The following is a 22,360-nucleotide window of genomic DNA, read 5'->3' on the forward strand; positions in this document are numbered from 1 at the left end:
ACACCACACCGTGTGGAGCGGAGGCACGGAGAGGGTACAGACCGGTCTCGGTATCGCCTCCCGCACGTTGCGCCATCTGATCCCGGGGTAAGGGCGGGCATATCCCCAACCAGAGGAGCGCGCCATGCCGAAGAAGGTAACCGCCGTCCTCTCCGTCGCACTGCTGACGGCCGCCACTCTGACGGCCTGCGGTGACGGCGGCGGCGAGCAGCCGACCGCAGCCAACAAGATCACGGTCTGGACCGAGGAGAACCTCGAGGACCGGATGGCCGTGCAGAAGCAGATCGTCACCGAGTTCACCCAGAAGACCGGCGTCCAGGTGGAGCTGGTCGCCATGGCCGAGGACCAGTTCAGCCAGGCGATCACGGCCGCCGCCGCCGCGGATGACCTGCCCGACGTGATCGGCGCGCTGCCCCTGTCCGCAGTCCGCGAGCTCGAGACCAACGAGCTGCTCGACACCGAGACGCCGGGCAGGGTCGTGGACCAGCTCGGCAGGGACTCCTTCTCCCCGCGGGCCCTGGAGCTCAACACCTCAGGAGGCCAGTTGCTCGCAGTGCCCAGCGACGGGTGGGCGCAGCTGATCCTCTACCGCAAGGACTTGTTCGACAAGGCCGGGCTGCAGCCGCCGGACACGTACGAGGCGCTGCAGGCGGCGGCTCAGAAGCTCAACACGGGCGGGGTCGCGGGCATCACGCTGGCGATCGCGCCGAAGGACTCGTTCACCGCGCAGAGCTTCGAGCACGTGGCGCAGGCGAACGGGTGCCAGCTGGTCGACAATTCCGGAAATGTCGCCCTGGACTCGCCGGCGTGCGTCCGGGCCTTCGAGTTCTACTCGAACCTGGCCAAGAACTACTCGGTCAAGGGCAAGCAGGACGTCGACACCACCCGGGCCACGTACTTCTCGGGCAAGGCGGCCATGATGATCTGGTCGTCGTTCATCCTGGACGAGATGGCGGGGCTGCGGAAGGACGCGCTGCCGAGCTGCCAGGAGTGCCGCGAGGACCCCGAGTGGCTGGCCAAGAACACTGGCGTGGTGACGGCGCTGAAGGGACCGGACGGGAGCGCACCCGCCCAGTACGGCGAGATCGTCTCGTGGGCGATCACCCGTGACGCGGCCAAGGACCCGGCGTCCAAGTTCGTCGCGTACATGATGAACGAGGGTTACGAGCGCTGGATCGGCATGGCGCCCGAGGGCAAGTTCCCCACCCGGACCACCTTCGCCGAGCAGTGGAACAAGCTGCCCGCCGGGGTCGACTCCAAGAAGCCGCTGGCCGACATCTACCCGGCCGACGTGCTGGAGTCCCTGCGCAAGAGCCCGGACACGTTCGCCCGCTGGGGCATCTCGCAGGGGCAGGGCAAGCTGGTCGGCGCCACCATGGGCGAGCTGCCGGTGCCCAAGGCGCTGAGCGGGGTCGTCGACGGATCTCTCACCCCCCAGGCCGCGGCCGCCCAGGCCAAGGCGGACGTGGAGACGATCAAGCGCGGGATCCGGCAGTGACGACGACGCGTGAGAGACCCGCGGCGGCGCCCGGTAGACCCAAAGGCCGCACGCTTCGGCAGCAGGAGGGCCGCGCCGGGCTCGTGCTGATCTCGCCGACGCTGATCATCACGCTGGTCGTGGTGGTGGTGCCGCTGCTGTGGGCGATCATGCTGGCGTTCCAGGACGCGCGGCTGATCAATATCCGGCGGGTGGGGATCTTCGGCAACTACACGCTGGAGAACTTCACGTACGTGATCTCCGAGCCGGGCTTCTGGACGTCCCTGGTCAACACCCTTGTCTACACGGTCGCGGGAACGGCGTTGTCGATCGTGATCGGGCTGGTGGCGGCGCTGGCGCTGCGGGACAGGTTCGCCGGCCGGACCCTGGTCAGGGCCTCGATCCTGATCCCGTACGTGGCGCCGGTCGTGGCGGTGGCGTTCCTGTGGGAGACGATGCTCAACCCGCAGTACGGCATCGTCAACACCTGGCTGCGCGAGCCCATCGCCTTCCTCACCCAGGCCAACGGCGAGTTCCTGGGCATCCAGGTGCCCGTGGCGCTGCTGACGGTGATCGCGTTCGAGGCCTGGCGGTATTTCCCGTTCGCGTTCCTGTTCATCCTGGCCAGGCTGCAGGCGCTGCCCGCCGAGCTGGACGAGGCCGCGGTGGTGGACGGGGCCACGCCCACCCAGCGCTTCCGGTACGTGATCCTGCCGCAGCTGTGGCGCATCATCGCGTTGCTGTCGGTGCTGCGGTTCGTGTTCACGTTCACCAAGTTCGACGACGTCTACCTGCTGACCGGCGGCGGGGCCGGCACCGAGGTGGTCAGCGTGCGGGTCTACAACTTCCTGACCGCCCGCGACGACATCGGCGCCTCGGCCGCGCAGGCGATCGTGCTGGCGGTCGTGCTCGTCGTGTTCCTCGTCGTCTACCTGCGATTCTTCGGCGGGGGTGAGCGCGATGAGCAGAGATAACGTCGAACGGGTCCTCCTCAGGTATCTGAAGCCGCTGGTGATCCTGGTGCTCTTCCTGGTCACCGCGTTTCCGTTCTTCTACATGGTGATGTTGTCGGTCCGCGACATCCAGGAGCTCATCCTGGATCCCGGCTCGCTCTGGCCGGCCAGCTTCACCCTCGACACCTACGTGAACGTCCTGACCAGGCAGGGCTTCCTGACGTTCATGCGGAACAGCGCGATCATCGCGGTCGCGTCCGTGGCGTTCACGCTGCTGATCTCGATCCCGGGCGCGTACGCAGTGGCGCGGCTGCGCTTCTTCGGGCGGCGGCAGGTGCACTTCCTGTTCCTGGCGGTGTACCTGTTCCCGGCGATCGTGCTGGCCATCCCGCTGTTCGTGCTCTTCACGATGCTCGGGCTCCGAGGATCCCTGATCGGCCTGATCCTCGTGTATATCGCGCAAACGGTGCCCGTCACGGTATACATGCTCCGCAACTACTTCGAGACCGTGCCGCAGAGTGTGGAGGAAGCGGCCGCGATCGACGGGTGCACGAGACTGTCGACCATCTGGCGGGTGGTGCTGCCGCTCTCCAAGCCCGCGCTGATGGCCACCGGCCTCTACGCCTTCATGATCGCATGGAACGAGTTCCTGTTCGCCCTGCTCTTCCTGGTGGAGCGGCGGGACAGCTGGACCGTTTCCCTGGGGCTTTCGCAGCTCGCGGGAAGCATCGAGATCCCGACGACGGTCCTGATGGCCGGGTCGGTGGTGCTCACGCTGCCGATCGTGATCGTGTTCTTCGCCAGCGAGCGCCTGCTGACGGAAGGGCTGACGGCAGGAGCCGAGAAGGGATGAACCATGCTGACGGCAGGGCAGATCCTCCAGCTCATCCGCAATGGCACCTGCCGTACACGCAAGGAACTCATCGAGTACACCGGCCTGTCCCGGTCGACGATCACTGACCGGGTGGACCGGCTCATCGACGCCGGATACATCCACGAGTCCGGCGTCGGGGCCTCCGGGGGCGGGCGACCGCCCTCGGTGCTCGAGGTGGACGCGACCAAGCGGCTGATGCTGGTCGCCGACCTGGGCGCCACGCACGTCCGGGCGGCGCTGACCGACCTGGCCGCCCGGCCGCTGACCGAGGAGAGCACCGAGATGCGCATCGACCGCGGGCCCGAGGCCGTGCTGTCGTGGGTACGGCAGGCCTTCCAGCGCCTGCTGGACCGGCACGGCCGGCCCGCCGCCGAGGTGTGCGGCATCGGGCTGGACCTGCCGGGCTCGGTGGATCACACCAACGGGCGGGTGATCAGGTCGTTCCTCATGCCGGGGTGGGACGACCACCCGGTGGGCGCGGCCATCGGGGCGGAGTACGACGTGCCGATCCTCGTGGAGAACGACGCCAACGCGATGGCCCTGGGCGAGTGGTGGTCGTCCTGGCGGGAGACCGACTCGCTGATCCTCATCAAGGTCTCGACCGGGATAGGCACCGGCATCATCCTCGGTGGCCAGATTTATCGCGGCGTCGAGGAAGCCGCCGGAAACATCGGTCATGTACGCATCCGCGAGAGCGACGACCGGGTCTGCACCTGCGGCTCGCGCGGCTGCGTCGCCTCGCTGGCCAGCGGCCACGCCCTCGCCATCGACCTGGGCCAGGAGTTCAGCCGCGACGTGGTCCGGCTCGTACAGGCCGGCGATCCCACAGCCATCGCCCGCACCCAGGAGGCGGGGCGGACCTTGGGCATCGTGCTGGCCACCGCTGTCAGCCTGCTCAACCCCGGCGTGCTGGTGCTGGCCGGGGACATGGCGGAGACCAGGGAGCACTACCTGACCGGGATCAGGGAGATCGTCTACCGGCGCAGCCTGCCGTACACGACCAGGAACCTGGAGATCGTCACCTCATCGCTCGGCGACCGGGCGGGCATCGTGGGCATGGCGGTCATCGTCATGGAGCACGTGCTCTCCCCCGCGTCCGTGGACGCCGCCCTGGCCGAGCCGGTCAGCTGACCCCTCAGCCGCCGAGGTCGCGGCGCAACCGCTCGGGCGCCTCGACGAGCGAGGGACCGTACCAGGTGAGCAGCCGCCCGCTGACCAGGGCGCACGTGCTGCCGGGGAAACACTCCGGGCCGTCGGTCGCGGAGAACGCGTAGGGCTCGTCCGGCAGGACCACGAGCTCGGGCCGGTGCTCCACCAGCTCCGGCAAGGGGATCTTGGGGTAACGGTCGGCGTGGCCTGCGTACAGGTTGTCGACGCCGAGGCGTTTCAGCACGTCCCCGGTGAAGGTGTCGCGGCCGACCACCATCCACGGACGCCGCCAGATGGGGATGATCGCCGTCCTTCTCCGGCCGTCCGCCGTGGCCGTCCGCCACGCCGCCTCGGCCGCGTCCAGCCAGGCCGGGCGGCCGGTGCGGCACGCGTACGTGAACATCCGGTCCAGCGAGACGAACGCCTCGTCCAGCGTTTCGATCTTGGTGACCCAGACGGCGATGCCGGCCGCGCGCAGGGCCTCGAGGTCGGCCAGGCGGTTCTCCTCGGCGTTGGCCAGGACCACGTCGGGCCGGAGCTTCCTGATCGCTTCCAGGTCGGGATTCTTGGTGCCCTTGACCCTGGCCACGTCGAGGTCGGCCGGGTGCGAGCACCAGTCGGTCGCTCCCACCAACGCCTCCGGCACGGTCGCCGCCACGGACTCGGTCAGCGACGGCACCAGGGACACGATCCGCCGCACCGTCTCCGGAACGGCCACCGCCCTACCGAGGTCATCCATATCCACACCCTAGATCTATGGATAAGAGCGGCCTGATGTCGGTATAGATCCGTAGAATCACCCGAAAGATCGTTACCACGTGATCGGGGGGGGATGCGATGGAGCGAGAGTCACGCGGCTTCGATCCGGACACGCCCAACGTTGCCCGGCTCTACGACTACTTTCTCGGGGGCAAGGACCACTTCCCTGTGGACAGGGAGGCGGCGGAGCAGATCTTGAGAGTGGCGCCGGAAGTGCGGGCCGCCGCCCGCGCGAACCGGGCGTTCCTCACCCGCGCCGTGCGTCACCTCGCCGCGGCCGGGGTGCGGCAGTTTCTCGACATCGGCACGGGGCTGCCGCGGCGGGAGAACGTGCACCAAATCGCCGGCGACGGCTCCCAGGTCGTCTACGCCGACGTGGACCCCGTGGTCATGGTGCACGCGCGGGCGTTGCTGGCCGGCCAGGGCGGCACGACGGTGGTCCAGGGCGACCTCCGCAAGCCCGGCGACATCCTGGACGATCCCGAGGTAGCGCGGGCGATCGACTTCGGCCGTCCCGTGGGCGTGCTGCTGGCCGCGGTCATGCATTTCGTCACCGACTCCGAGCGGCCGCAGGAGATCGTCGCGACCCTGCGCCAGGCCGTGGCGCCCGGCAGCTACCTCGTCCTGTCCCACGGCACCAGCGACGCCCGCGCCGCCGCCGTGCGCACGGCGACCGCGGTCTACCGGAGGGCCAGCGCGCCGCTCACGCTGCGCGGCAGGAAGCGGATCATGGAGCTCTTCGACGGGTTCGAGCTGGTGGACCCGGGCCTGGTCTGGTTGCCCGAGTGGCATCCCGAGCCAGGCGACACCGTCGACTTCACCGACGGGCCGCAGTCGTCACTGATCCTGTGCGGCGTGGGCCGGAAGGGCTGAGGCGTGGAGGTCGGGCTGGCGGTGCCGCAGTACGGCAGGTTCGCCGCGCTGCGCAGCGTGCTCGACGTGGCGCGGGCGGCCGAGGAGATGGGGTTCGCCGGGCTGTGGGCAGGCGACCGGCTGATGACGCCGCTGCGGCCGAAGGACCGCTATCCGGGCGGAGGCGGCATCCCGGAGGCGCATCGGGTGTTCCTGGACCCGTTCGCGGTGTTGTCGGTGGCCGCCTCGGCGACCTCCACCGTGCGGCTGGGCACCAGTGCGCTGAACGCCTGCTGGTATCCGCCGCCCGTCCTGGCCCGCTCCCTCGCCACGATCGACCACCTCAGCGGCGGCCGGCTCGCCGCCGGCCTCGGGCTCGGCTGGTCCTCCGACGAGTACGCCGCCAACGGCGTGCCGTGGAAGGACCGGGCCAAGCGATACGAGGCCACCCTGGACGCACTGGAGGCGATCTGGGGCACGGACCCGGTCTCGTTCGAGCACGAGTTGTGGACGGTCGTGCCCAGCCACATCGAGCCCAAGCCGGCCCACCGCCTGCCGCTCTACCTGGCCGGTTTCTCCGAGCCCGCGCTACGCCGCATCGGCCGCCGGGCCGACGGCTGGCTGACCGGCCCGCTGCCCATCCCCATGCTCACGGCGATGTGGCGGACGGTGTGCGAGAGCGCCGAGCAGGCCGGCCGCGACACCGGGACGCTGCGCATGGTCATGCGCTGTAACCCCGTCGTGACCGACCAGGGCCGCCCGCCGAGGAGCGGCACCGTGGCCGAGCTCGCGGCCTATCTGGCCACCGCGGCGGAGGCCGGGGTCCACGAGCTGATCCTGGACCTTCAGCTCACCGCCACGAGCGACCAGCACCTGCTGGAGCTGGCCGCGGACATCAGATCACGCCTGTAATCCTGCCTTGAGGCCTACCTGAGTGCCTTGAGCGCGCTGTCGTAGTCCGGCTCCTGCGCGATCTCCGGCACCAGCTCGGAGTAGATCACCTTGTTGTCGCCGTCGAGCACCACGACCGCCCGCGCGGCCAGCCCCGCCATCGGCCCGGACTCCAGCGCCACGCCGTAGTCGGTCAGGAACTCGCGGCCGCGCATGAGCGACAACATGGTCACGTTGTCGAGCCCCTCCGCGCCGCAGAACCGCTTCTGCGCGAACGGCAGGTCGGCGGACACGCAGAGCACCTCGACGCCGGGGTGCTCGGCGGCCACCTGGTTGAAGCGCCGCACCGAGGCCGCGCAGACGCCGGTGTCGACGCTCGGGAAGATGTTGAGCACCTTGGTCGCCTGGCCGAAGTCCTCCAGGGAGCGCTCCGCCAGATCGTTGCCCACCAGGCGGAACGCGGGCGCGCTGCCGCCGGCCTGCGGGAAGGTGCCGCCCACGGTGATGGGGTTGCCCCTGAGGGTGACGTCGGACATGAAAGCCTCCTCGTTAGCGATGTGCTCGACCCGAAGCCTATCCATGGCAGGATCACGCCCAGTCGTTGCGGGCGGCATGCCAGCCGAGCTGGGCGCGCGTGCGCACCCCCAGGTCCATCAGCTCAGACGTTGCGGCGATACTGGCCGCCCGCCTCGAAGAGCGCCTCGGTGATCTGGCCGAGCGAGCAGAAGCGCGCCGCCTCCATCAGCACCTCGAACGCGTTGCCGTCCGACATCGCCACCTCGCGCAACCGTGCCAGCTGTGCGGGGGTCTCCGAGAGGTTGCGCTCGTGGAAGGCCTGGAGCCGGTCGAGCTGCGAGCGCTTCTCCTCCTCGGTGCCCCTGGCCAGCTCCAGCGTGTGCGGCGCCGGTTCGTCGAGCTCCTTCGTGAACGTGTTCACGCCGATGATCGGCAGCGAGCCGTCGTGCTTGCGCATCTCGTACAGCATGGACTCGTCCTGAATCTTTCCGCGCTGGTAGCCGGTCTCCATCGCGCCCAGCACGCCGCCCCGGTCCGACAGGCGCTCGAACTCGGCGAGCACCGCCTCCTCCACCAGGTCCGTCAGCTCCTCGATGATGAACGAGCCCTGCAGCGGGTTCTCGTTCCTGGCCAGGCCCCATTCGCGGTTGATGATGAGCTGGATCGCCATGGCGCGGCGGACCGAGTCGGCCGTCGGGGTGGTGACGGCCTCGTCGAAGGCGTTGGTGTGCAGGCTGTTGCAGTTGTCGTAGATGGCGATCAGGGCCTGCAGGGTGGTGCGGATGTCGTTGAAGTTCATCTCCTGGGCGTGCAGGGACCGGCCCGAGGTCTGGATGTGGTACTTCAGCTTCTGCGATCGCTCGGCGGCGCCGTAGCGCTCCCGCATGGCCACCGCCCAGATGCGGCGGGCCACCCGCCCGAGCACGCTGTACTCGGGGTCCATACCGTTGGAGAAGAAAAACGACAGGTTCGGCGCGAAGTCGTCGATGTTCATGCCGCGGGCCAGATAGGCCTCCACGTAGGTGAACCCGTTGGCCAGGGTGAAGGCGAGCTGGCTGATCGGGTTCGCGCCGGCCTCGGCGATGTGGTAGCCGGAGATCGAGACCGAGTAGAAGTTGCGCACGCCGTTCTGGATGAACCACTCCTGGATGTCGGCCATCATCCGCAGGCTGAACTCGGTGGAGAAGATGCAGGTGTTCTGGCCCTGGTCCTCCTTGAGGATGTCGGCCTGGACGGTGCCGCGGACGGTGGCCAGTGTGCGGGCCCGGAGCTCCGCGGCCTCCTCGGGCGTGGGCTCCCGGCCGTCGTGCTCACCGCGGAAACGATCGAGCGCCTGGTCGATGGCGGTGTTGAGGTAGAAGGCCAGGATCGTGGGCGCGGGGCCGTTGATCGTCATGGACACCGACGTGTTGGGCGCCGACAGATCGAACCCGTCGTAGAGCACCTTCATGTCGTCGAGGGTCGCGATCGACACCCCGGAGGTGCCGACTTTTCCGTAAATGTCGGGACGGGGGTCGGGGTCGTGGCCGTACAACGTCACCGAGTCGAACGCCGTCGACAGCCGGGTCGCGGGCTGGCCCCGCGACAGCAGCTTGAAGCGGCGGTTGGTGCGGAACGGGTCGCCCTCGCCCGCGAACATCCTGGTCGGATCCTCGTCCTCACGCTTGAACGGGAACACGCCGGCCGTGAAAGGGAACGTTCCTGGAAGGTTCTCGCTCCGCAGGAAACGCAGCAGGTCACCGTGGTCGGTGTAGCGGGGCAGGGCCACGCGGGGCACGCGGTTGCCCGAGAGCGTCTCGCGCCAGAGCGGGGTGTGGATCTCGCGGTCGCGTACCTTCACGACCAGTTCGTCCGCGGTGTAACGCTCCTTGACGGCCGGCCAGGTGTCGATCAGGGTGCGGCACTCGTCGGTGAGCTCGCGGTCGGCTTGGGCGTGCAGGTCCTTGAGCCGGTCGTCGCTCATGAGCTGCTGGACGGCGGCCAGCTGCTGGCGACGGCGCGCCACCTCCGCCTGGGCCAGGGTCTCGGCGTGGTACGCGCGGACGGCCTCGGCGATCTCGGCCAGGTAGCGGGACCTGGCGGGCGGCACGATCGCCGCCGAGACCTGCGAGGTGCGCCCGGACACCTGCGGCAGCAGGCCGGGGCCCGCGTCCTCCAACAGGAGACCCTTGAGGTGGTGGTAGAGGGCCGTGACGCCGGCGTCGTTGTAGCGGGCGGCGATGGTGCCGAAGACGGGCATGTCCTCGGGCCTGGCGCCGAACGCCTCGCGGTTGCGTACGAGCTGGCGGCGCACGTCGCGCAGGGCGTCCTCCGCGCCGCGGCGCTCGTACTTGTTGATCACGACGGCCTCGGCGAAGTCCAGCATGTCGATCTTCTCGAGCTGGGAGGCCGCGCCGAACTCGGGGGTCATCACATAGATGGGCACGTCCACGTGGGGAACGATGCCGGCGTCGCCCTGGCCGATGCCCGGCGTCTCGACGATCACCAGGTCGTAGCCGGCCGCCCGGCAGGCGTTGATCACCTCATCGAGGCAGGCGGGCACCTCGTTGGCGGCGCCCCTGGTGGCGAGGGAGCGGAAGTAGACCTGGGGGCCCAGGCTGTTCATGCGGATGCGGTCGCCGAGCAGCGCCCCGCCGCCGCGCCTGCGGGTGGGGTCGATGGCGATGACGGCGATGCGCAGCTTGTCGTCGTTGTCGACGCGGAACCTGCGGACGAGCTCGTCGGTGAGCGAGGACTTGCCCGAGCCGCCCGTGCCCGTGATGCCCAGCACCGGCGCGCGCTTGTCCGCCGTCAGCCCTTCGATCGCCCGGCCGCTCTCGATGAGCGTGATCGCCCGGGCCAGCGCCGCCTGGTCGCCGGCGACCACCGCCTCCGCCGCGGGCGGGTCGCCCAGCTCGACGTCGCAGTCCTCGATCAGCTTGTTGATCATGCCGGGCAGGCCGTACCGCTGGCCGTCCTCGGGCGAGAAGATGCGGGTGACGCCGCGCTCGTGCAGCAGCTCGATCTCCTCGGGCACGATCACGCCCCCGCCGCCGCCGTAGACCTTCACGTGCCCCGCGCCGCGCTCACGCAGCAGCTCCACCAGGTAGGTGAAGAACTCGACGTGCCCGCCCTGGTAGGAGCTGATCGCCACACCCTGGACGTCCTCCTGGATGGCGGCCGTGACGATCTCCTCGACCGAGCGGTTGTGCCCGAGGTGGATCACCTCGGCGCCCTGCGACTGGAGAATGCGCCGCATGATGTTGATCGCCGCGTCGTGCCCGTCGAACAGGGCCGCGGCGGTCACGAAACGGACGGGGTGTACCGGGACGTGCACGCCTGATCACTCCTTCGTGAGGGCTCTCTCTTCGAAGATACTAGGACGTCCTACTATTTCCCAAGGACGTCCGGGGTAGGGGACCCGCCGAGGGGGTGACGCCGGATGCGTGCACTGACGTTTGCGCCAGGCCACAAGGGAACGCTCGACGTGCGAGACGTGCCCGATCCCGAGCTCGGCAAGGGCGAGTTGCTCGTCCAAGGGCTCGCGCTGGGCATCTGCGGGACCGACCGGGAGCTGGCGGATGCCGAGTACGGCTGGCCGCCGCCGGGCGAAGATCGAATGATCATCGGGCACGAGTCGCTCGGCCGGGTGCTGGAAGTGCCGGAAGGCTCCGCGTTCTCCCCCGGCGACCTGGTGGTCGGCGTCGTACGCCGGCCCGATCCCGTGCCGTGCGGGGCATGCCGGCGCGGCGAGTTCGACATGTGCCGCAACGGCCGCTACACCGAGCGCGGCATCAAGGAGATCGATGGGTACGCCAGCGAGCGCTGGACCATCGAGGCCGCGTACGCGGTGCGCCTGGACCCGTCGCTGGAGCGCGTCGGCATGCTGATGGAGCCGGCGTCGATCGTGGCCAAGGCGTGGGAGCAGATCGAGCGGATCGGCTCTCGAGCCTGGTTCGAACCGCGCACGCTGCTCGTGACCGGGGCGGGGCCGATCGGGCTGCTGGCCGCGCTGATAGGGCAGCAGAGGGGGCTGGAGGTGCACGTGCTCGACCGGGCTCCGGAAGGGCTCAAGTCGCAGCTGGTGAACGATCTGGGCGGGACGTACCACTCGGCGTCGTCGCTGGCGGCGTTCGCCTCTGATAAACCGGACATCATTATCGAGTGCACCGGGGTGGGGCAGCTCGTCATGAACGCCATGATCACCACCGCCCCGGCGGGCATCGTCTGCTTGTGCGGCCTCTCGCCCGGCGGCCGTACGCACCGGGTGGACGCCGGTGTCATCAACCGGGACATCGTGCTGGAGAACGACGTGGTCTTCGGCACCGTCAACGCCAACCAGCGGCACTACAGGGATGCGGCCGCGGCGCTGGCCAAGGCGGATCCTGGCTGGTTGGAGCGGCTCATCACGCGGCGGGTGCCGCTGGAGCACGCCCTGGACGCCTTCGAGCCCGGAGGAGACGACGTCAAGGTCGTCATCGACCTCGCCTCGTAGCCCGCGACGCTCCCATCGCCTCCCCGTGTAAGACCCCAGCCGGGTCGTTTAGGTGGGGTCGTAGGGCTTGCGCCGGGCGGGGGTGGAGTGCCGGCTGGCCGCATGGCCCGAGCCGGCCGTGACGCGGGCCTTGGTGGATCGGCCAGGTTGAGGGGACTGCGTGGTGGCGGCGCGTGTCTTGGCGGCGCCCGCCAGCGCCTTCGACGCTCCCACCGACGCCTTCTCGCGAGGCTCGTCCTCATCCGGCAGAGAGAGCATGCCGTGGGACGAGGGGCGGGTCGCCGGCTTCTCCGTGCGCCGGCCGGTTGGCGCGTTCCATGGCCGGAGCCAGGTGAGGCGGCGGTGAGTGCCGCGGCGGCGGCCGGTGACGCGTAAGGAGAGCACGATGGTCATGAGCACCATGGCGGCCAGCAGCGCGGGCGGCGTGCCTAACACGTCCAGTGGCGAACCCGGCGCGGGTTCGGCCCGCGGCGTCGAGATGAAGGGCCGCTCCGTGGTGCGGATCTCGTCGGGCCTCTCGGCGGCAGCGGCCTTGACCAGCCGTGGCACGCCGTACCCGACCACCTTGTCGGCCTCTCGGGTCTTGCGCTTGAGCCAGACGCGGTCGACGTTGGCCTCGATCGTGTGGATCTTCTTGCCCTCGACGCGCTCCACGACCCCGACGTGGTCGATGCCCTTGTAGCTCTTGCCGCCGCGCCAGTCGAAGAAGACAAGGGCGCCGGGCTCGGGCTGCTGTGTCCAGGCGCCCTGCTTGATGAACCAGGCGGCATGGGACGGCGTCCAGGCGAACTCGCCGACATATTGGGTCAGGCCCGCCTTGTCGGCCGCCCAGGCCAGGAACATGTCACACCACGGCGCATTGCGGTACTGGGTGTCTTGGACGCGATCCGCGTACCACTGGCCGAACTTGGTGAACTGGCCGCCTTTCTCCTTATAGCCGAGTTCCTGCCGTACCGTTTCCAGCAGCTCGTCAGCGATCGGGTCCAGGGTGACTCCTCCCAGAAAACCGGCAAATCACGATGGACTGTAATAGCGCCGTCAAGAAATTGCGCAGCTGACCGGGAAAGTGTCTTGAAATGAGTTGAAATATCGGCTAAGTGACTGGTGAGACAGCTGGGACTATCGACGACTCACGTTAGGAGCCGGCACCAACGCGATAGACCGACACGTCCCCCGCGCCCGGCGCGACCACGTCGGCCACGATCACGGTGACGTTGTCGGGTGACCCGCCTTCGTTGGCCAGATCGATGAGCCGCTGGACGGCCGCCGCCGGGTCTGCCACCGTGGTCAGCACCTCGTGCAGGACCTCGGGCCCGAGGACCGTCGTCAGCCCGTCGGAGCAGAGGAGGTAGCGATCATCAGGCTCGGCCTCGCGCAGCGCCATGTCAGGCTCGGCCCTGCCCTCGCTGCCCAGCACCCGCAACACCATCGAACGCCGGGGATGCACGGCGGCTTGATCCTCCGTGATCCGCCCTTCGTCCACCATCGACTGCACCAGTGTGTGATCCTTGGTCATCTGGTAGAGAGCACCATCACGCAACAGGTATCCGCGGGAGTCACCAAGATGAGCCAGGGCGAACCGGTAGCCGTCCCACAACATGGCGGTCACCGTGGTCCCCATCCCCCGGCGCGCGGGGTCGATGTCGGCCAGCTCGACCAACCGGCGCCCCGCCTCCTGCACGGCCCCCTCCAGCGCCACCTCCAGGTCGGCGCCGGTCTCGGGAAGCGTGGCATCCAGCTCGCGCATGACGGAGATGGCGGCCGAGCTCGCCAGCTCGCCGGCCGCGTGCCCGCCCATCCCGTCGGCCACCACGAGCAACCGGCCGCTCGCATAGCCGGAATCCTCGTTCTGCTCCCTGCGGCGGCCCACGTCTGACCCGGCGGCATAGCGGATGTTGTGCTTCATACCTTGCAGTAAATCATTGGTTGAAAGACTTCACAAGCAGATGCGCTGAAGACTCTTGTGAACTACTGTGGGCTCCATGAGCCACGACCCGACCGTCAACGCCGGGGACATCGCCCGGCTCGCCGGTGTCGGGCGGGCCGCGGTGAGCAACTGGCGCCGCCGCCACGACGACTTTCCCCAGCCCATCGGCGGCACCGCCAACCAGCCGCTGTTCTCACTGCGCCAGGTCGAGTCCTGGCTGCGCCGCTATGGGAAGTCCTACCAGGTCTCACTGGGAGATCGGGTGTGGCAACGCCTGAAAGCCACCGGCGATTTGCGGCTGGGCGAGTTGGTGGCCCAGGCAGGAGCCCTGCTGACCGGTCATCAAGGAGCCCTCGGCGACGGCCCCACGCAGGTTGGGGGCGCCTCTGAGGAGTCCGGTGGTGATCCGGCGCAGGCCGGCACCGGGCCGCGGCCGGCCGGTGTCAAGGGGGGTCTGGATCCCGAGTCGGCCGGGCTCGTGATGGAGCTGGCCGACCGGCACGACCCGCTGACCGCGTACGAGTTCCTGTGCGAGCGCTACCTCGAGGCCCACTCCCGGCAGCTCTCGGTCACCCGCGAGGACGTGGCCGAGCTGATGGTCCGGCTCGTGCGCGCGGAGGGCTCCACGGTCCTCGACCCCGCCTGCGGGGTCGGCACGCTGCTGCTGACCCCCGCCGGCCCGGCGCGTGTGCTGGGACAGGAGCTCAGCGAGACCTCGGCCGCCATCGCCGCCTCCAGGCTCAGGCTGCGCGGCATCGACGCCGAGATCGTGGCCGGCGACGCGATGCGCCACGACGGCTTCGCCGGTGAGCGGGCCGACGCGGTGGTGTGCGACCCGCCGTTCAATGAGCGGGCCTGGGGCTACGAGGAGCTGACCGGCGACCCGCGCTGGGAGTACGGCCTGCCGCCACGCGGCGAGCCCGAGCTGGCCTGGGTGCAACACTGCCTGACGCACGTCAAGCCCGGCGGCCTGGTCGCCATCCTGATGCCCCCGGCCGCCGCAAGCCGCAAGGCGGGCCGCCGCATCCGCGCCAACCTGCTGCGCGCCGGCGCGTTGCGTGCCGTCGTGGCGCTGCCGGGCTCGGACCTGTGGCTGCTGCGCCGTCCGGCCGCGGGCGAGCGGCCGCCGTCCGAAGTGCTCATCCTCGACGCCACCGCCGACCTCGGGAGCGTGGAGCCGGCCTGGCAGGCTTACCTGGAGGACCGTTCCGACCAGACCGTGCGCATCATCGACCTGCTGGCCGACGAGGTCGACATGACCCCGGCCCGGCACCAGCGCCGCGACGACGTCGGCCGGGCCTTCGCCGAGGCACGTGACCGCTTCCTGGCGGCCGCCGCCGTGCCACCCGACCTGAAAGTCCTGGAGCAGCAGCTGGACCAGCCCGCCACGACGCTGGGCGACCTGATCAAGGAGGGCCTGGTGACCACGTCGCAGGCCCCGCCCAAGATGACCGCCGACGGCGGCGACGTCCCGGTCCTGACGGCGGACGACGTGCTCAACGGCACGCCGCCGTCCGGCTCCACGACCACGCAGCAGGGCCTGATCACGATCCGCCCCGGCGACGTGGTGGCCTCCTACTCCAGCGTGCGTGTGATGACCGACGGCGGCGCGGTGCTGGGCGCGCACCTGACGCTCTACCGGGTGGACTCCCGCCGGCTGGATCCGGACTTCCTGGCCGGCTACCTGCGGGCGGCCGGCGGCCGGGCCACGACCGGCTCCAGCAGGTTCGACGTGCGCCGCACTCGCCTGCCGCGGCTGTCGCTGAAGGAGCAGAAGGCGTACGGCGAGGCCTTCCGCCAGCTCGCCGTGCTCGAAGACGCCATCCGCGAGACCTCGACGCTGGGGCAGACGCTGATCAGACTGGGTCTCGACGGCCTGGCCGACGGCCACCTGCACCCGCAGTCCTGACGGTGTAGTTTTTCCCGAAAGGCTGCGGGGAGGGGCGAATGGTCATCGGCGACCGCTATGAGCTCGACGACCTCCCTCTAGGTCAAGGTGGCATGGGCGCCGTCTACGCCGGCCATGACCGACACCTGGACCGCCGGGTGGCGGTGAAGCTGCTCAGGCTGCCCGGCGGCCCTGATCACGAGCTGGAGAGCCGGTTCATCCGTGAGGCCCGCATCCTGGCCAGGCTGGAGCATCCCGGCGCGCCCGTGCTTTACGACTTCGGCACCCACGAGCAGCGGCTCTACCAGGTGATGCAGTTCATCGAGGGTGTGACGGTGGCCGACGTGGTCAGCGAGCACGGCCCGCTGCCCGTGTCGTGGGCGGCCGCCATCGCGGCCCAGGCGTGCGCGGTGCTGTCGGCGGCGCACGCCCTGGCGATCTGCCATCGCGACCTCAAGCCGACGAACCTCATGCTCTGCCCGGACGGCAGCGTGAAGGTGCTGGACTTCGGCCTGGCCATGCTGCGGGACGCGGACGTCACCACGTTCACCAGGATCGGGCAGATCCTCGGGACGCCGGCGTACATGGCGCCCGAGCAGATCCAGCACGGCGTCGCCGAGCCACGCAGCGACCTCTACTCGCTCGGCTGCGTCCTGCACGAGATGCTGACGGGCCACCAGTTGTTCACCGGTCCGACCGACTACGTGGTCTTCGAGAAGCAGGTCAAGGAGCGCCCGCCGGCCGTTCCCGGCATTCCCGTCGAGCTGAGCGCACTGCTGGCGCAACTGCTGGAGAAGCAGCCGGGCGACCGGCCCGCGGACGCGAACGAGCTGTACCAGCGGCTCGACCCGTTCGCCGTCGAACTGCCCATGCTGCCCGGCTTCTTGACCAAGGCGCCGAGCCCCGGCCGCATGTACGCCCGCATGGCGGGCCGCGCCCTCAGCGGCTGAATCACGCCGCGCGTTCCTCGGCGCACGCCCGGGAACCCAGACGTGAACGCGCTCTCTCACGTAACACCGATCGTTATCTAGCTCCCTTGACAGAGCCACATGTGTGCCGGGAATCTCTTGAGAGAGCGCTCTCTCACCCAGAAACCTCAGACTCCTGCACAGGAGGGTTCCATGACCCCTCGGATCCGGCTCGCCGTGCCCCTGCTCGCCGCCGCCCTGCTCACGGCCGCGTGCGGCGGCGGAGGGAACACCGCCACCCAGACAAGCTCCAAGCCGGGAGAGAAGATCAAGCTGACTGTCGGCCTCTTCGGCGACTTCGGCTTCAAGCCGCTCTATGAGGAGTACAAGAAGACCCACCCCAACATCGAGATCGTCGAGAACGTCACCCAGTTCAACGACCACCACACCAACCTGGTCAAGCGGCTGGCCACGAACGCGGGCGCGGGGGACGTCGAGGCGGTCGAGGTCGGCTACATCAGCACGTTCACGGCACAGCCCGGCAAGTTCGTCGATCTCCAGCAGTACGGGCTCGACCAGCGCAAGGCCGACTACCTGGACTGGAAGTGGCAGCAGGGCCTGAGCAAGGACGGCACGCAGGTGCTCGGGCTCGGCACCGACGTCGGCGGACTGGCCATGTGCTACCGCAAGGACCTGTTCGACAAGGCTGGGCTGCCGACGGACCGGACCGAGGTGGCGGCGCTCTGGCCGACATGGGAGCAGTACATCGCGACCGGCAAGAAGTTCGCGGCGGCCGACGTGGCCGGCGCGAAGTTCGTGGACTCCCCCGGTGAGATCTTCCGCGCCATGGTCAACCAGGCGCCGATCGGCCTGTACGACGCCCAGGACAACATCATCGTGGCCTCCAACCCTGACGTGAAGAAGGCCTGGGACCTGTCCAACCAGCTCACTCAGGAGGGCCTGACCGCCAAGCTCGCGGCCTTCTCGCCGCCGTGGAACACCGGCTTCGCCAAGGGCTCGTTCGCCACGATCATCTGCCCGGCCTGGATGACCGGCTTCATCCAGGAGCAGGCCAAGGACGCCTCCGGCAAGTGGGACATCGCGACCGTACCCGGCGGCTCGGGCAACAGCGGCGGCTCGCACCTGATGGTGCCCAAGCAGAGCAAGCACCCGAAGGAGGCGGCCGAGCTGATCAACTTCCTGACCTCCAAGGAGAACCAGGCCAAGGTGTTCAAGGAGGAAGGAACGTTCCCGTCCATCCCGGCCCTGTACGACGACCCGTCGATCCAGAACTTCACCAAGCCGTTCTTCGGCGACGCCCCCATCGGCAAGATCTACTCCGAGGCCGCCAAGGCGCTCAAGCCACAGCACCTCGGTCCCAAGGAAGGCGACGTCCGCGTGGCCATCGGCAACGGGCTCGGCCGCGTCGAGCAGGGCAAGCAGACCCCGGACGAGGCGTGGGCGCAGGTGCTCGAGGACGTCAAGAAGATCAAATGAGCACCCTTCCCCTCGCTCTCACGCGACGGCGTAGGCGCAGCGTGCGGCACACCCTCGACGTGAGGGTGTCGCCGTACGCCTACGTGGCGCCGTTCTTCCTGCTGTTCTGCGCCTTCGGGCTGTTCCCGCTGGTCTACACGGCCTGGGTGAGCCTGCACGAGTGGACGCTGCTGTCGGAGACGCAGGAGTTCGTCGGCCTGGGCAACTTCTCGGCGCTGCTGGCCGACGCGTACTTCTGGAACGCCACCTTCAACACGCTGTCCATCGGCGTGCTGTCGACCGTGCCGCAGTTGGCGCTGGCCATCTGGCTGGCGCACCTGCTCAACCGGCGGCTGCGCTTCCAGACGTTGTTCCGCGTGTCGTTGCTGCTGCCGAACGTCACCAGCGTCGTGGCAGTCGTGGTGATCTTCAGCCAGCTGTTCGGTCGCGACTTCGGAATGATCAACTGGGTGCTGTCGTGGTTCGGCGTCGGGAACATCGACTGGGCGGCGGGCACCGCGACCTCGCACCTCGCCCTGTCCGTGATGATCATGTGGCGCTGGACCGGCTACAACGCGCTGATCTTCCTGGCCGCCATGCAGGCCGTCCCGCGCGAACTGTACGAGGCCGCCACGCTGGACGGCGCGAGCACCTTCAAGCAGCTGCGCAGCATCACGATCCCGATGATCCGGCCGACGATCGTCTTCGTCGTCATCGTCTCCACGATCGGCGCCATGCAGATCATCGCCGAGCCCATGTTGTTCGGGCAGAGCAGCGGCGGCGGGGGCGGCATCGCCACCGGCGGCCCCGACCGGCAGTTCCAGACACTCGCGTTGTTCGTCTACGAGCAGGGCTTCGCGAACTCGACGTTCGACTTCGGCTACGCCTCAGCCGCCTCGTGGCTGATGTTCCTGGCCGTGGTGGTCGTCGCCGGCATCAACTTCCTGATCACCCGCCGGGTGAAGGGCGGGCTGGTATGAGGTTGCGTTATCTGACCCTGACCGCCGTGGCGTTCTTCTCGGCCTTCCCGCTGTACTACAGCGTCGTGGTGGCCTCCAGGCACAACTCGGCGCTGGCCCAGGTGCCGCCGCCGCTGATCCCCGGCGGAAACTTCTTCGCCAACGTCTCCCGCGTCTTCGACACCGTCCCGTTCGGCCTCGCGCTGGTCAACTCCGTCATCGTGGCGGGGTCGATCTCGATCGCCGTGATGTTCTTCTCGACGCTGGCCGGGTTCGCCTTCGCCAAGCTGACGTTCAGGGGCAGGAACATCATGCTCGTGATCACGGTCGCCACCATGATGGTCCCGGCGCAGCTCGGCATCATCCCGCTCTACATGCTCATGGTGAAGCTGGAGTGGACCGGCACCAACTACGCGTTGATCGTGCCCGCGTTGGTCAACGCGTTCGGCGTGTTCTTCATGACGCAGTACCTGTCGCGCGCGCTGCCCACCGAGCTGCTGGAGGCCGGGCGGGTGGACGGATGCTCGACGTGGGGACTCTTCTGGCACGTCGTGTTGCCTGCCGCACGGCCCGCGGCGGCGGTGCTCGGCATGCTGACGTTCATGTCGGCCTGGAACGACTACTTCTGGCCGCTGGTCGTGCTGAACCCGGACAACCCCACGGTCCAAGTGGCCTTGTCGACGCTGGCCAGCGGGTACGTCAACGACTACGTGCTGGGGCTGGCCGGCACCGCGATCGGGACCCTCCCGCTCGTGGCCGTCTTCGCCCTGTTCGGCAAGCACATCATCGGCGGAATCATGCAAGGAGCGGTAAAGGGATGATCTTTCCCGAGGACTTCGTCTGGGGAGCCGCGACGGCCTCCTATCAGATCGAGGGGGCGGTCAAGGAGGACGGGCGGGGCCAGTCGATCTGGGACACCTTCTCCCACACCCCCGGGAACGTGGCCGATGGCGACACGGGTGACGTGGCGTGCGACCACTACCACCGCTACAAGGACGACATCGGGCTGATGCGCGAGCTGCGACTGGCGGCCTACCGGTTCTCGATCGCGTGGCCGCGCATCCAGCCCGACGGCGCGGGGTCGATCAACCCGCGCGGGCTGGCGTTCTACGACAAGCTCGTCGATGAGCTGCTTGCCGCCCAAATTACGCCCTATGTCACGCTTTATCACTGGGATCTTCCTCAAGCTCTCGAAGACCGTGGTGGTTGGACAAATCGGGATACGGCCTATCGGTTCGCCGACTACGCCGCGGTCGTGCACGACCGGCTCGGCGACCGCGTCCGCGACTGGGCCACGCTGAACGAGCCGTGGGTCGCGGCGTACCTCGGCTACGGCAACGGCGTGCACGCGCCGGGCCGCCGCGACCCGGCCGACGCCCTGCGCTCGGCGCATCACCTGCTGCTCGGCCACGGGCTCGCCGCGCGCCGGCTGCGCCCCGGCAGCGTCATGCTGGTGGTCAATTCCGCGCCGGTGCTGACGCCCGCCCAGGTCAACGACCCTTCTGCGGTGCCGAGCGAGGCGGACGCGGCCGCGGTCCACCGCATCCACGCGCTGCTGACCAGGCAGTTCCTGGACCCGGCCGTGCACGGCACGTACCCGCCTGAGGTCCTGGAGGCGGCGGCGCGCAACGGCGGCACCGGCCACATCCTGGACGGCGACCTGGCGCTCATCAACGCGCCGATCGACCTGATCGGCATCAACTACTACAACCCGTGCGTCGTCGAGTCCGGGCCCGGCCTGCCCGCCGACGCGGCCTGGCCCGGCTCTGAGGGCGTGCGCTTCGCCGCCGCGGACGCGCCGACGACCGCCATGGGCTGGCCGATCGTCCCCGACGGCCTGTCCCGGCTGCTGGTCCGGCTTTCCCGGGACTATCCCCAGATCGGCCTCATGGTCACGGAGAACGGCGCGGCCTTCGACGACGTCGTGGAGGACGGGCGGGTGCACGACGCGGACCGGCTGGCGTACCTGGACGGGCACCTGCGCGAGGTGTGGCGGGCCATCGAGGCGGGCGCGTATCTACGCGGCTATCTGGTCTGGTCGCTGCTGGACAACTTCGAGTGGGCCGAGGGGTACCGGCGGCGGTTCGGCATCGTGCACGTGGACTACGCGACGCAGACGAGGGTGCTCAAGGACAGCGCTCTGTGGTACCGCGACGTCATAGGCAGGAACGGCCTGTAGATTTTTCATGTGAATCCCCTCATGAGACGCCCGACCCTGGAGGCGGTCGCCGCCCGGGCGGGGGTCTCGCGTGCCACCGCCTCCCGCGTGGTCAACGGGCAGACGACGGTGGCGCCGGACATCCGCGACGCGGTGCTGCGCGCGATCGACGAGCTGGGCTACGTGCCCAACTCGGCGGCGCGCAGCCTGGTCACCCAGCGCACCGACTCCATCGCGCTGGTCATCAGTGAGCCCGGCACCAGGGTCTTCTCCGACGACCCGTGGTTCTCCATGGCGATCAGGTCGGCGTCGGTGGAGCTGGAGGAGGCCAACAAGCAGGTCGTGCTGATGCTGGCGTCCAACGCCAGGAGCCATGCCCGGGTGGAGCGCTACATCGCGGGCGGGCACGTGGACGGGGTCATGCTGATCTCCATGCACGGCGCCGACCCGCTGCCGTCGGCGCTGTCGCGCCTGCGCGTCCCCGTCGTCTCCTACGGGCGACCCGCCGTCCCCGTGAACATCCCCTACGTCGACAACGACAACCTGGGCGGCGCGGAGGCGGGCGTCAGGCACCTGGTGGAGCAGGGGCGGCGCAGGATCGCGACGATCGCGGGGCCCCAGGACATGATCGCCGGCCAGGACCGGCTGGCCGGCTACCGCAACGTGCTGCGTGACTCCGACCTCCGCTCGATCGTGGCGGTCGGCGACTTCACCCGCGAGTCGGGCGCGGTCGCGATGCGCCAGCTGCTCGGCGACGACCCGACGCTGGACGCCGTCTTCGTGGCCAACGACCTGATGGCGGTCGGCGCCCTGCAGTCGTTGCGCCAGGCGGGCCGCCGGGTGCCTGACGACGTGGCCGTGGTGGGCTTCGACGACATCGAGGCGGCGAAATACACCGAGCCGCCGCTGACGACGCTCAGACACCCGGTGATCGAGCAGGCGGCTGCCATGGTCCGGCTGCTGCTCGGCCTGTTCGAGGACGGCCCTGCGGACCCGGTGATCCTGCCGACGGAGCTGGTGATCCGCGAGTCGGCTTGACTCATTGACAAATCCGGCTGTTGACGCGATCTTGTCGGGGAGCGCTGCCTGCCCGAAGGGA

At 69.1% G+C, this 22,360-nt stretch carries 19 protein-coding genes; 14 read left to right on the forward strand and 5 right to left on the reverse strand.

The features are described from left to right. The first annotated feature begins 124 nt into the window (after positions 1-124). The 4 genes from OHA25_RS56240 to OHA25_RS56255 are packed head-to-tail and all read left to right on the forward strand — an operon-like array spanning position 125 to position 4,435. Positions 125-1,498 (forward strand): ABC transporter substrate-binding protein, encoded by a 1,374-nt coding sequence (locus OHA25_RS56240; RefSeq protein WP_327584983.1) that lies wholly within the window; start codon positions 125-127, stop codon positions 1,496-1,498. Further along, positions 1,495-2,451: a carbohydrate ABC transporter permease gene (locus tag OHA25_RS56245; protein WP_327584984.1), complete on the forward strand. Its 957-nt coding sequence runs from the start codon at positions 1,495-1,497 to the stop codon at positions 2,449-2,451. Before OHA25_RS56240 ends, OHA25_RS56245 begins: the two co-directional genes overlap by 4 nt. After that, positions 2,438-3,283, forward strand: coding sequence for a carbohydrate ABC transporter permease (locus tag OHA25_RS56250; RefSeq protein ID WP_327584985.1), 846 nt, complete (start codon positions 2,438-2,440; stop codon positions 3,281-3,283). Before OHA25_RS56245 ends, OHA25_RS56250 begins: the two co-directional genes overlap by 14 nt. 3 nt (positions 3,284-3,286) lie before the next feature. Then, positions 3,287-4,435 carry an ROK family transcriptional regulator gene (locus tag OHA25_RS56255; RefSeq protein WP_327584986.1) on the forward strand — a complete coding sequence of 383 codons (1,149 nt, stop codon included), beginning with the start codon at positions 3,287-3,289 and terminating at the stop codon, positions 4,433-4,435. Between the two features lie 4 nt (positions 4,436-4,439). Here the strand turns inward: OHA25_RS56255 and OHA25_RS56260 are convergent, their stop codons facing one another. Beyond that, positions 4,440-5,192, reverse strand: a complete 753-nt coding sequence (locus tag OHA25_RS56260) for a helical backbone metal receptor (protein ID WP_327584987.1) — start codon at positions 5,190-5,192, stop codon at positions 4,440-4,442. Positions 5,193-5,290: 98 nt separating this feature from the next. On the opposite strand from OHA25_RS56260, the gene OHA25_RS56265 reads away from it, so the two are divergent. Both OHA25_RS56265 and OHA25_RS56270 read left to right on the forward strand, forming a co-directional pair. Then, positions 5,291-6,085, forward strand: coding sequence for an SAM-dependent methyltransferase (locus tag OHA25_RS56265; RefSeq protein ID WP_327584988.1), 795 nt, complete (start codon positions 5,291-5,293; stop codon positions 6,083-6,085). 3 nt (positions 6,086-6,088) lie between these two features. Continuing rightward, positions 6,089-6,976: a TIGR03619 family F420-dependent LLM class oxidoreductase gene (locus OHA25_RS56270; RefSeq protein WP_327584989.1), complete on the forward strand. Its 888-nt coding sequence runs from the start codon at positions 6,089-6,091 to the stop codon at positions 6,974-6,976. 14 nt (positions 6,977-6,990) lie between these two features. On the opposite strand, the gene tpx is transcribed toward OHA25_RS56270, so the two are convergent. Together tpx and icmF are read right to left on the reverse strand one after the other, a co-directional pair. Beyond that, positions 6,991-7,491, reverse strand: coding sequence for a thiol peroxidase (gene tpx / locus OHA25_RS56275; protein ID WP_327584990.1), 501 nt, complete (start codon positions 7,489-7,491; stop codon positions 6,991-6,993). A gap of 122 nt (positions 7,492-7,613) precedes the next feature. Then, on the reverse strand, positions 7,614-10,787 hold the full coding sequence (gene icmF, locus OHA25_RS56280) for a fused isobutyryl-CoA mutase/GTPase IcmF (RefSeq protein ID WP_327584991.1): 3,174 nt from the start codon (positions 10,785-10,787) through the stop codon (positions 7,614-7,616). 105 nt (positions 10,788-10,892) lie between these two features. On the opposite strand from icmF, the gene OHA25_RS56285 reads away from it, so the two are divergent. Next, a complete protein-coding gene (locus OHA25_RS56285; protein WP_327584992.1) occupies positions 10,893-11,945 on the forward strand; it encodes a glucose 1-dehydrogenase in 1,053 nt (350 codons plus the stop codon). Between the two features lie 48 nt (positions 11,946-11,993). Here OHA25_RS56285 and OHA25_RS56290 read toward each other — a convergent pair whose 3' ends face one another. Beyond that, a complete protein-coding gene (locus OHA25_RS56290; protein ID WP_327591196.1) occupies positions 11,994-12,947 on the reverse strand; it encodes a CHAP domain-containing protein in 954 nt (317 codons plus the stop codon). A 133-nt stretch (positions 12,948-13,080) separates the two neighbouring features. Further along, positions 13,081-13,851, reverse strand: coding sequence for a PP2C family protein-serine/threonine phosphatase (locus tag OHA25_RS56295; protein ID WP_305918459.1), 771 nt, complete (start codon positions 13,849-13,851; stop codon positions 13,081-13,083). Between the two features lie 76 nt (positions 13,852-13,927). Here OHA25_RS56295 and OHA25_RS56300 point away from each other — a divergent pair, with 76 nt between their 5' ends. From OHA25_RS56300 to OHA25_RS56330, 7 genes are all read left to right on the forward strand, one after another. Next, on the forward strand, positions 13,928-15,781 hold the full coding sequence (locus OHA25_RS56300; protein WP_327584993.1) for an HsdM family class I SAM-dependent methyltransferase: 1,854 nt from the start codon (positions 13,928-13,930) through the stop codon (positions 15,779-15,781). 38 nt (positions 15,782-15,819) lie between these two features. Next, positions 15,820-16,710: a serine/threonine-protein kinase gene (locus OHA25_RS56305; protein WP_327584994.1), complete on the forward strand. Its 891-nt coding sequence runs from the start codon at positions 15,820-15,822 to the stop codon at positions 16,708-16,710. Positions 16,711-16,881: 171 nt separating this feature from the next. Next, the gene (locus tag OHA25_RS56310; RefSeq protein ID WP_305918462.1) at positions 16,882-18,165 is read left to right on the forward strand and encodes an ABC transporter substrate-binding protein; all 1,284 of its coding nucleotides are present in this window, start codon (positions 16,882-16,884) and stop codon (positions 18,163-18,165) included. After that, positions 18,162-19,124: a carbohydrate ABC transporter permease gene (locus tag OHA25_RS56315; protein ID WP_327584995.1), complete on the forward strand. Its 963-nt coding sequence runs from the start codon at positions 18,162-18,164 to the stop codon at positions 19,122-19,124. Before OHA25_RS56310 ends, OHA25_RS56315 begins: the two co-directional genes overlap by 4 nt. Further along, on the forward strand, positions 19,121-19,924 hold the full coding sequence (locus OHA25_RS56320; RefSeq protein ID WP_305918464.1) for a carbohydrate ABC transporter permease: 804 nt from the start codon (positions 19,121-19,123) through the stop codon (positions 19,922-19,924). Before OHA25_RS56315 ends, OHA25_RS56320 begins: the two co-directional genes overlap by 4 nt. Further along, a complete protein-coding gene (locus OHA25_RS56325) occupies positions 19,921-21,282 on the forward strand; it encodes a GH1 family beta-glucosidase (RefSeq protein WP_327584996.1) in 1,362 nt (453 codons plus the stop codon). The genes OHA25_RS56320 and OHA25_RS56325 overlap by 4 nt, the downstream gene beginning before the upstream one ends. A 21-nt stretch (positions 21,283-21,303) precedes the next feature. Further along, positions 21,304-22,299: a LacI family DNA-binding transcriptional regulator gene (locus OHA25_RS56330; protein WP_327584997.1), complete on the forward strand. Its 996-nt coding sequence runs from the start codon at positions 21,304-21,306 to the stop codon at positions 22,297-22,299. The last annotated feature ends 61 nt before the right edge of the window (positions 22,300-22,360 follow it).

Source organism: Nonomuraea sp. NBC_00507, from assembly GCF_036013525.1.
Classification (GTDB): Bacteria; Actinomycetota; Actinomycetes; order Streptosporangiales; family Streptosporangiaceae; genus Nonomuraea.

Coding starts and splice junctions, on each gene's coding strand:
- OHA25_RS56240 (WP_327584983.1), top strand. CDS start 125: ATGCCGAAGAAGGTAACCGCCGTCCTCTCCGTCGCACTGCTGACGGCC.
- OHA25_RS56310 (WP_305918462.1), top strand. CDS start 16,882: ATGACCCCTCGGATCCGGCTCGCCGTGCCCCTGCTCGCCGCCGCCCTG.
- OHA25_RS56295 (WP_305918459.1), bottom strand. CDS start 13,851: ATGAAGCACAACATCCGCTATGCCGCCGGGTCAGACGTGGGCCGCCGC.
- tpx (WP_327584990.1), bottom strand. CDS start 7,491: ATGTCCGACGTCACCCTCAGGGGCAACCCCATCACCGTGGGCGGCACC.
- OHA25_RS56265 (WP_327584988.1), top strand. CDS start 5,291: ATGGAGCGAGAGTCACGCGGCTTCGATCCGGACACGCCCAACGTTGCC.
- OHA25_RS56330 (WP_327584997.1), top strand. CDS start 21,304: ATGAGACGCCCGACCCTGGAGGCGGTCGCCGCCCGGGCGGGGGTCTCG.
- OHA25_RS56250 (WP_327584985.1), top strand. CDS start 2,438: ATGAGCAGAGATAACGTCGAACGGGTCCTCCTCAGGTATCTGAAGCCG.
- OHA25_RS56285 (WP_327584992.1), top strand. CDS start 10,893: ATGCGTGCACTGACGTTTGCGCCAGGCCACAAGGGAACGCTCGACGTG.
- OHA25_RS56320 (WP_305918464.1), top strand. CDS start 19,121: ATGAGGTTGCGTTATCTGACCCTGACCGCCGTGGCGTTCTTCTCGGCC.
- OHA25_RS56315 (WP_327584995.1), top strand. CDS start 18,162: ATGAGCACCCTTCCCCTCGCTCTCACGCGACGGCGTAGGCGCAGCGTG.
- OHA25_RS56300 (WP_327584993.1), top strand. CDS start 13,928: ATGAGCCACGACCCGACCGTCAACGCCGGGGACATCGCCCGGCTCGCC.
- OHA25_RS56260 (WP_327584987.1), bottom strand. CDS start 5,192: ATGGATGACCTCGGTAGGGCGGTGGCCGTTCCGGAGACGGTGCGGCGG.
- OHA25_RS56305 (WP_327584994.1), top strand. CDS start 15,820: ATGGTCATCGGCGACCGCTATGAGCTCGACGACCTCCCTCTAGGTCAA.
- OHA25_RS56255 (WP_327584986.1), top strand. CDS start 3,287: ATGCTGACGGCAGGGCAGATCCTCCAGCTCATCCGCAATGGCACCTGC.
- OHA25_RS56325 (WP_327584996.1), top strand. CDS start 19,921: ATGATCTTTCCCGAGGACTTCGTCTGGGGAGCCGCGACGGCCTCCTAT.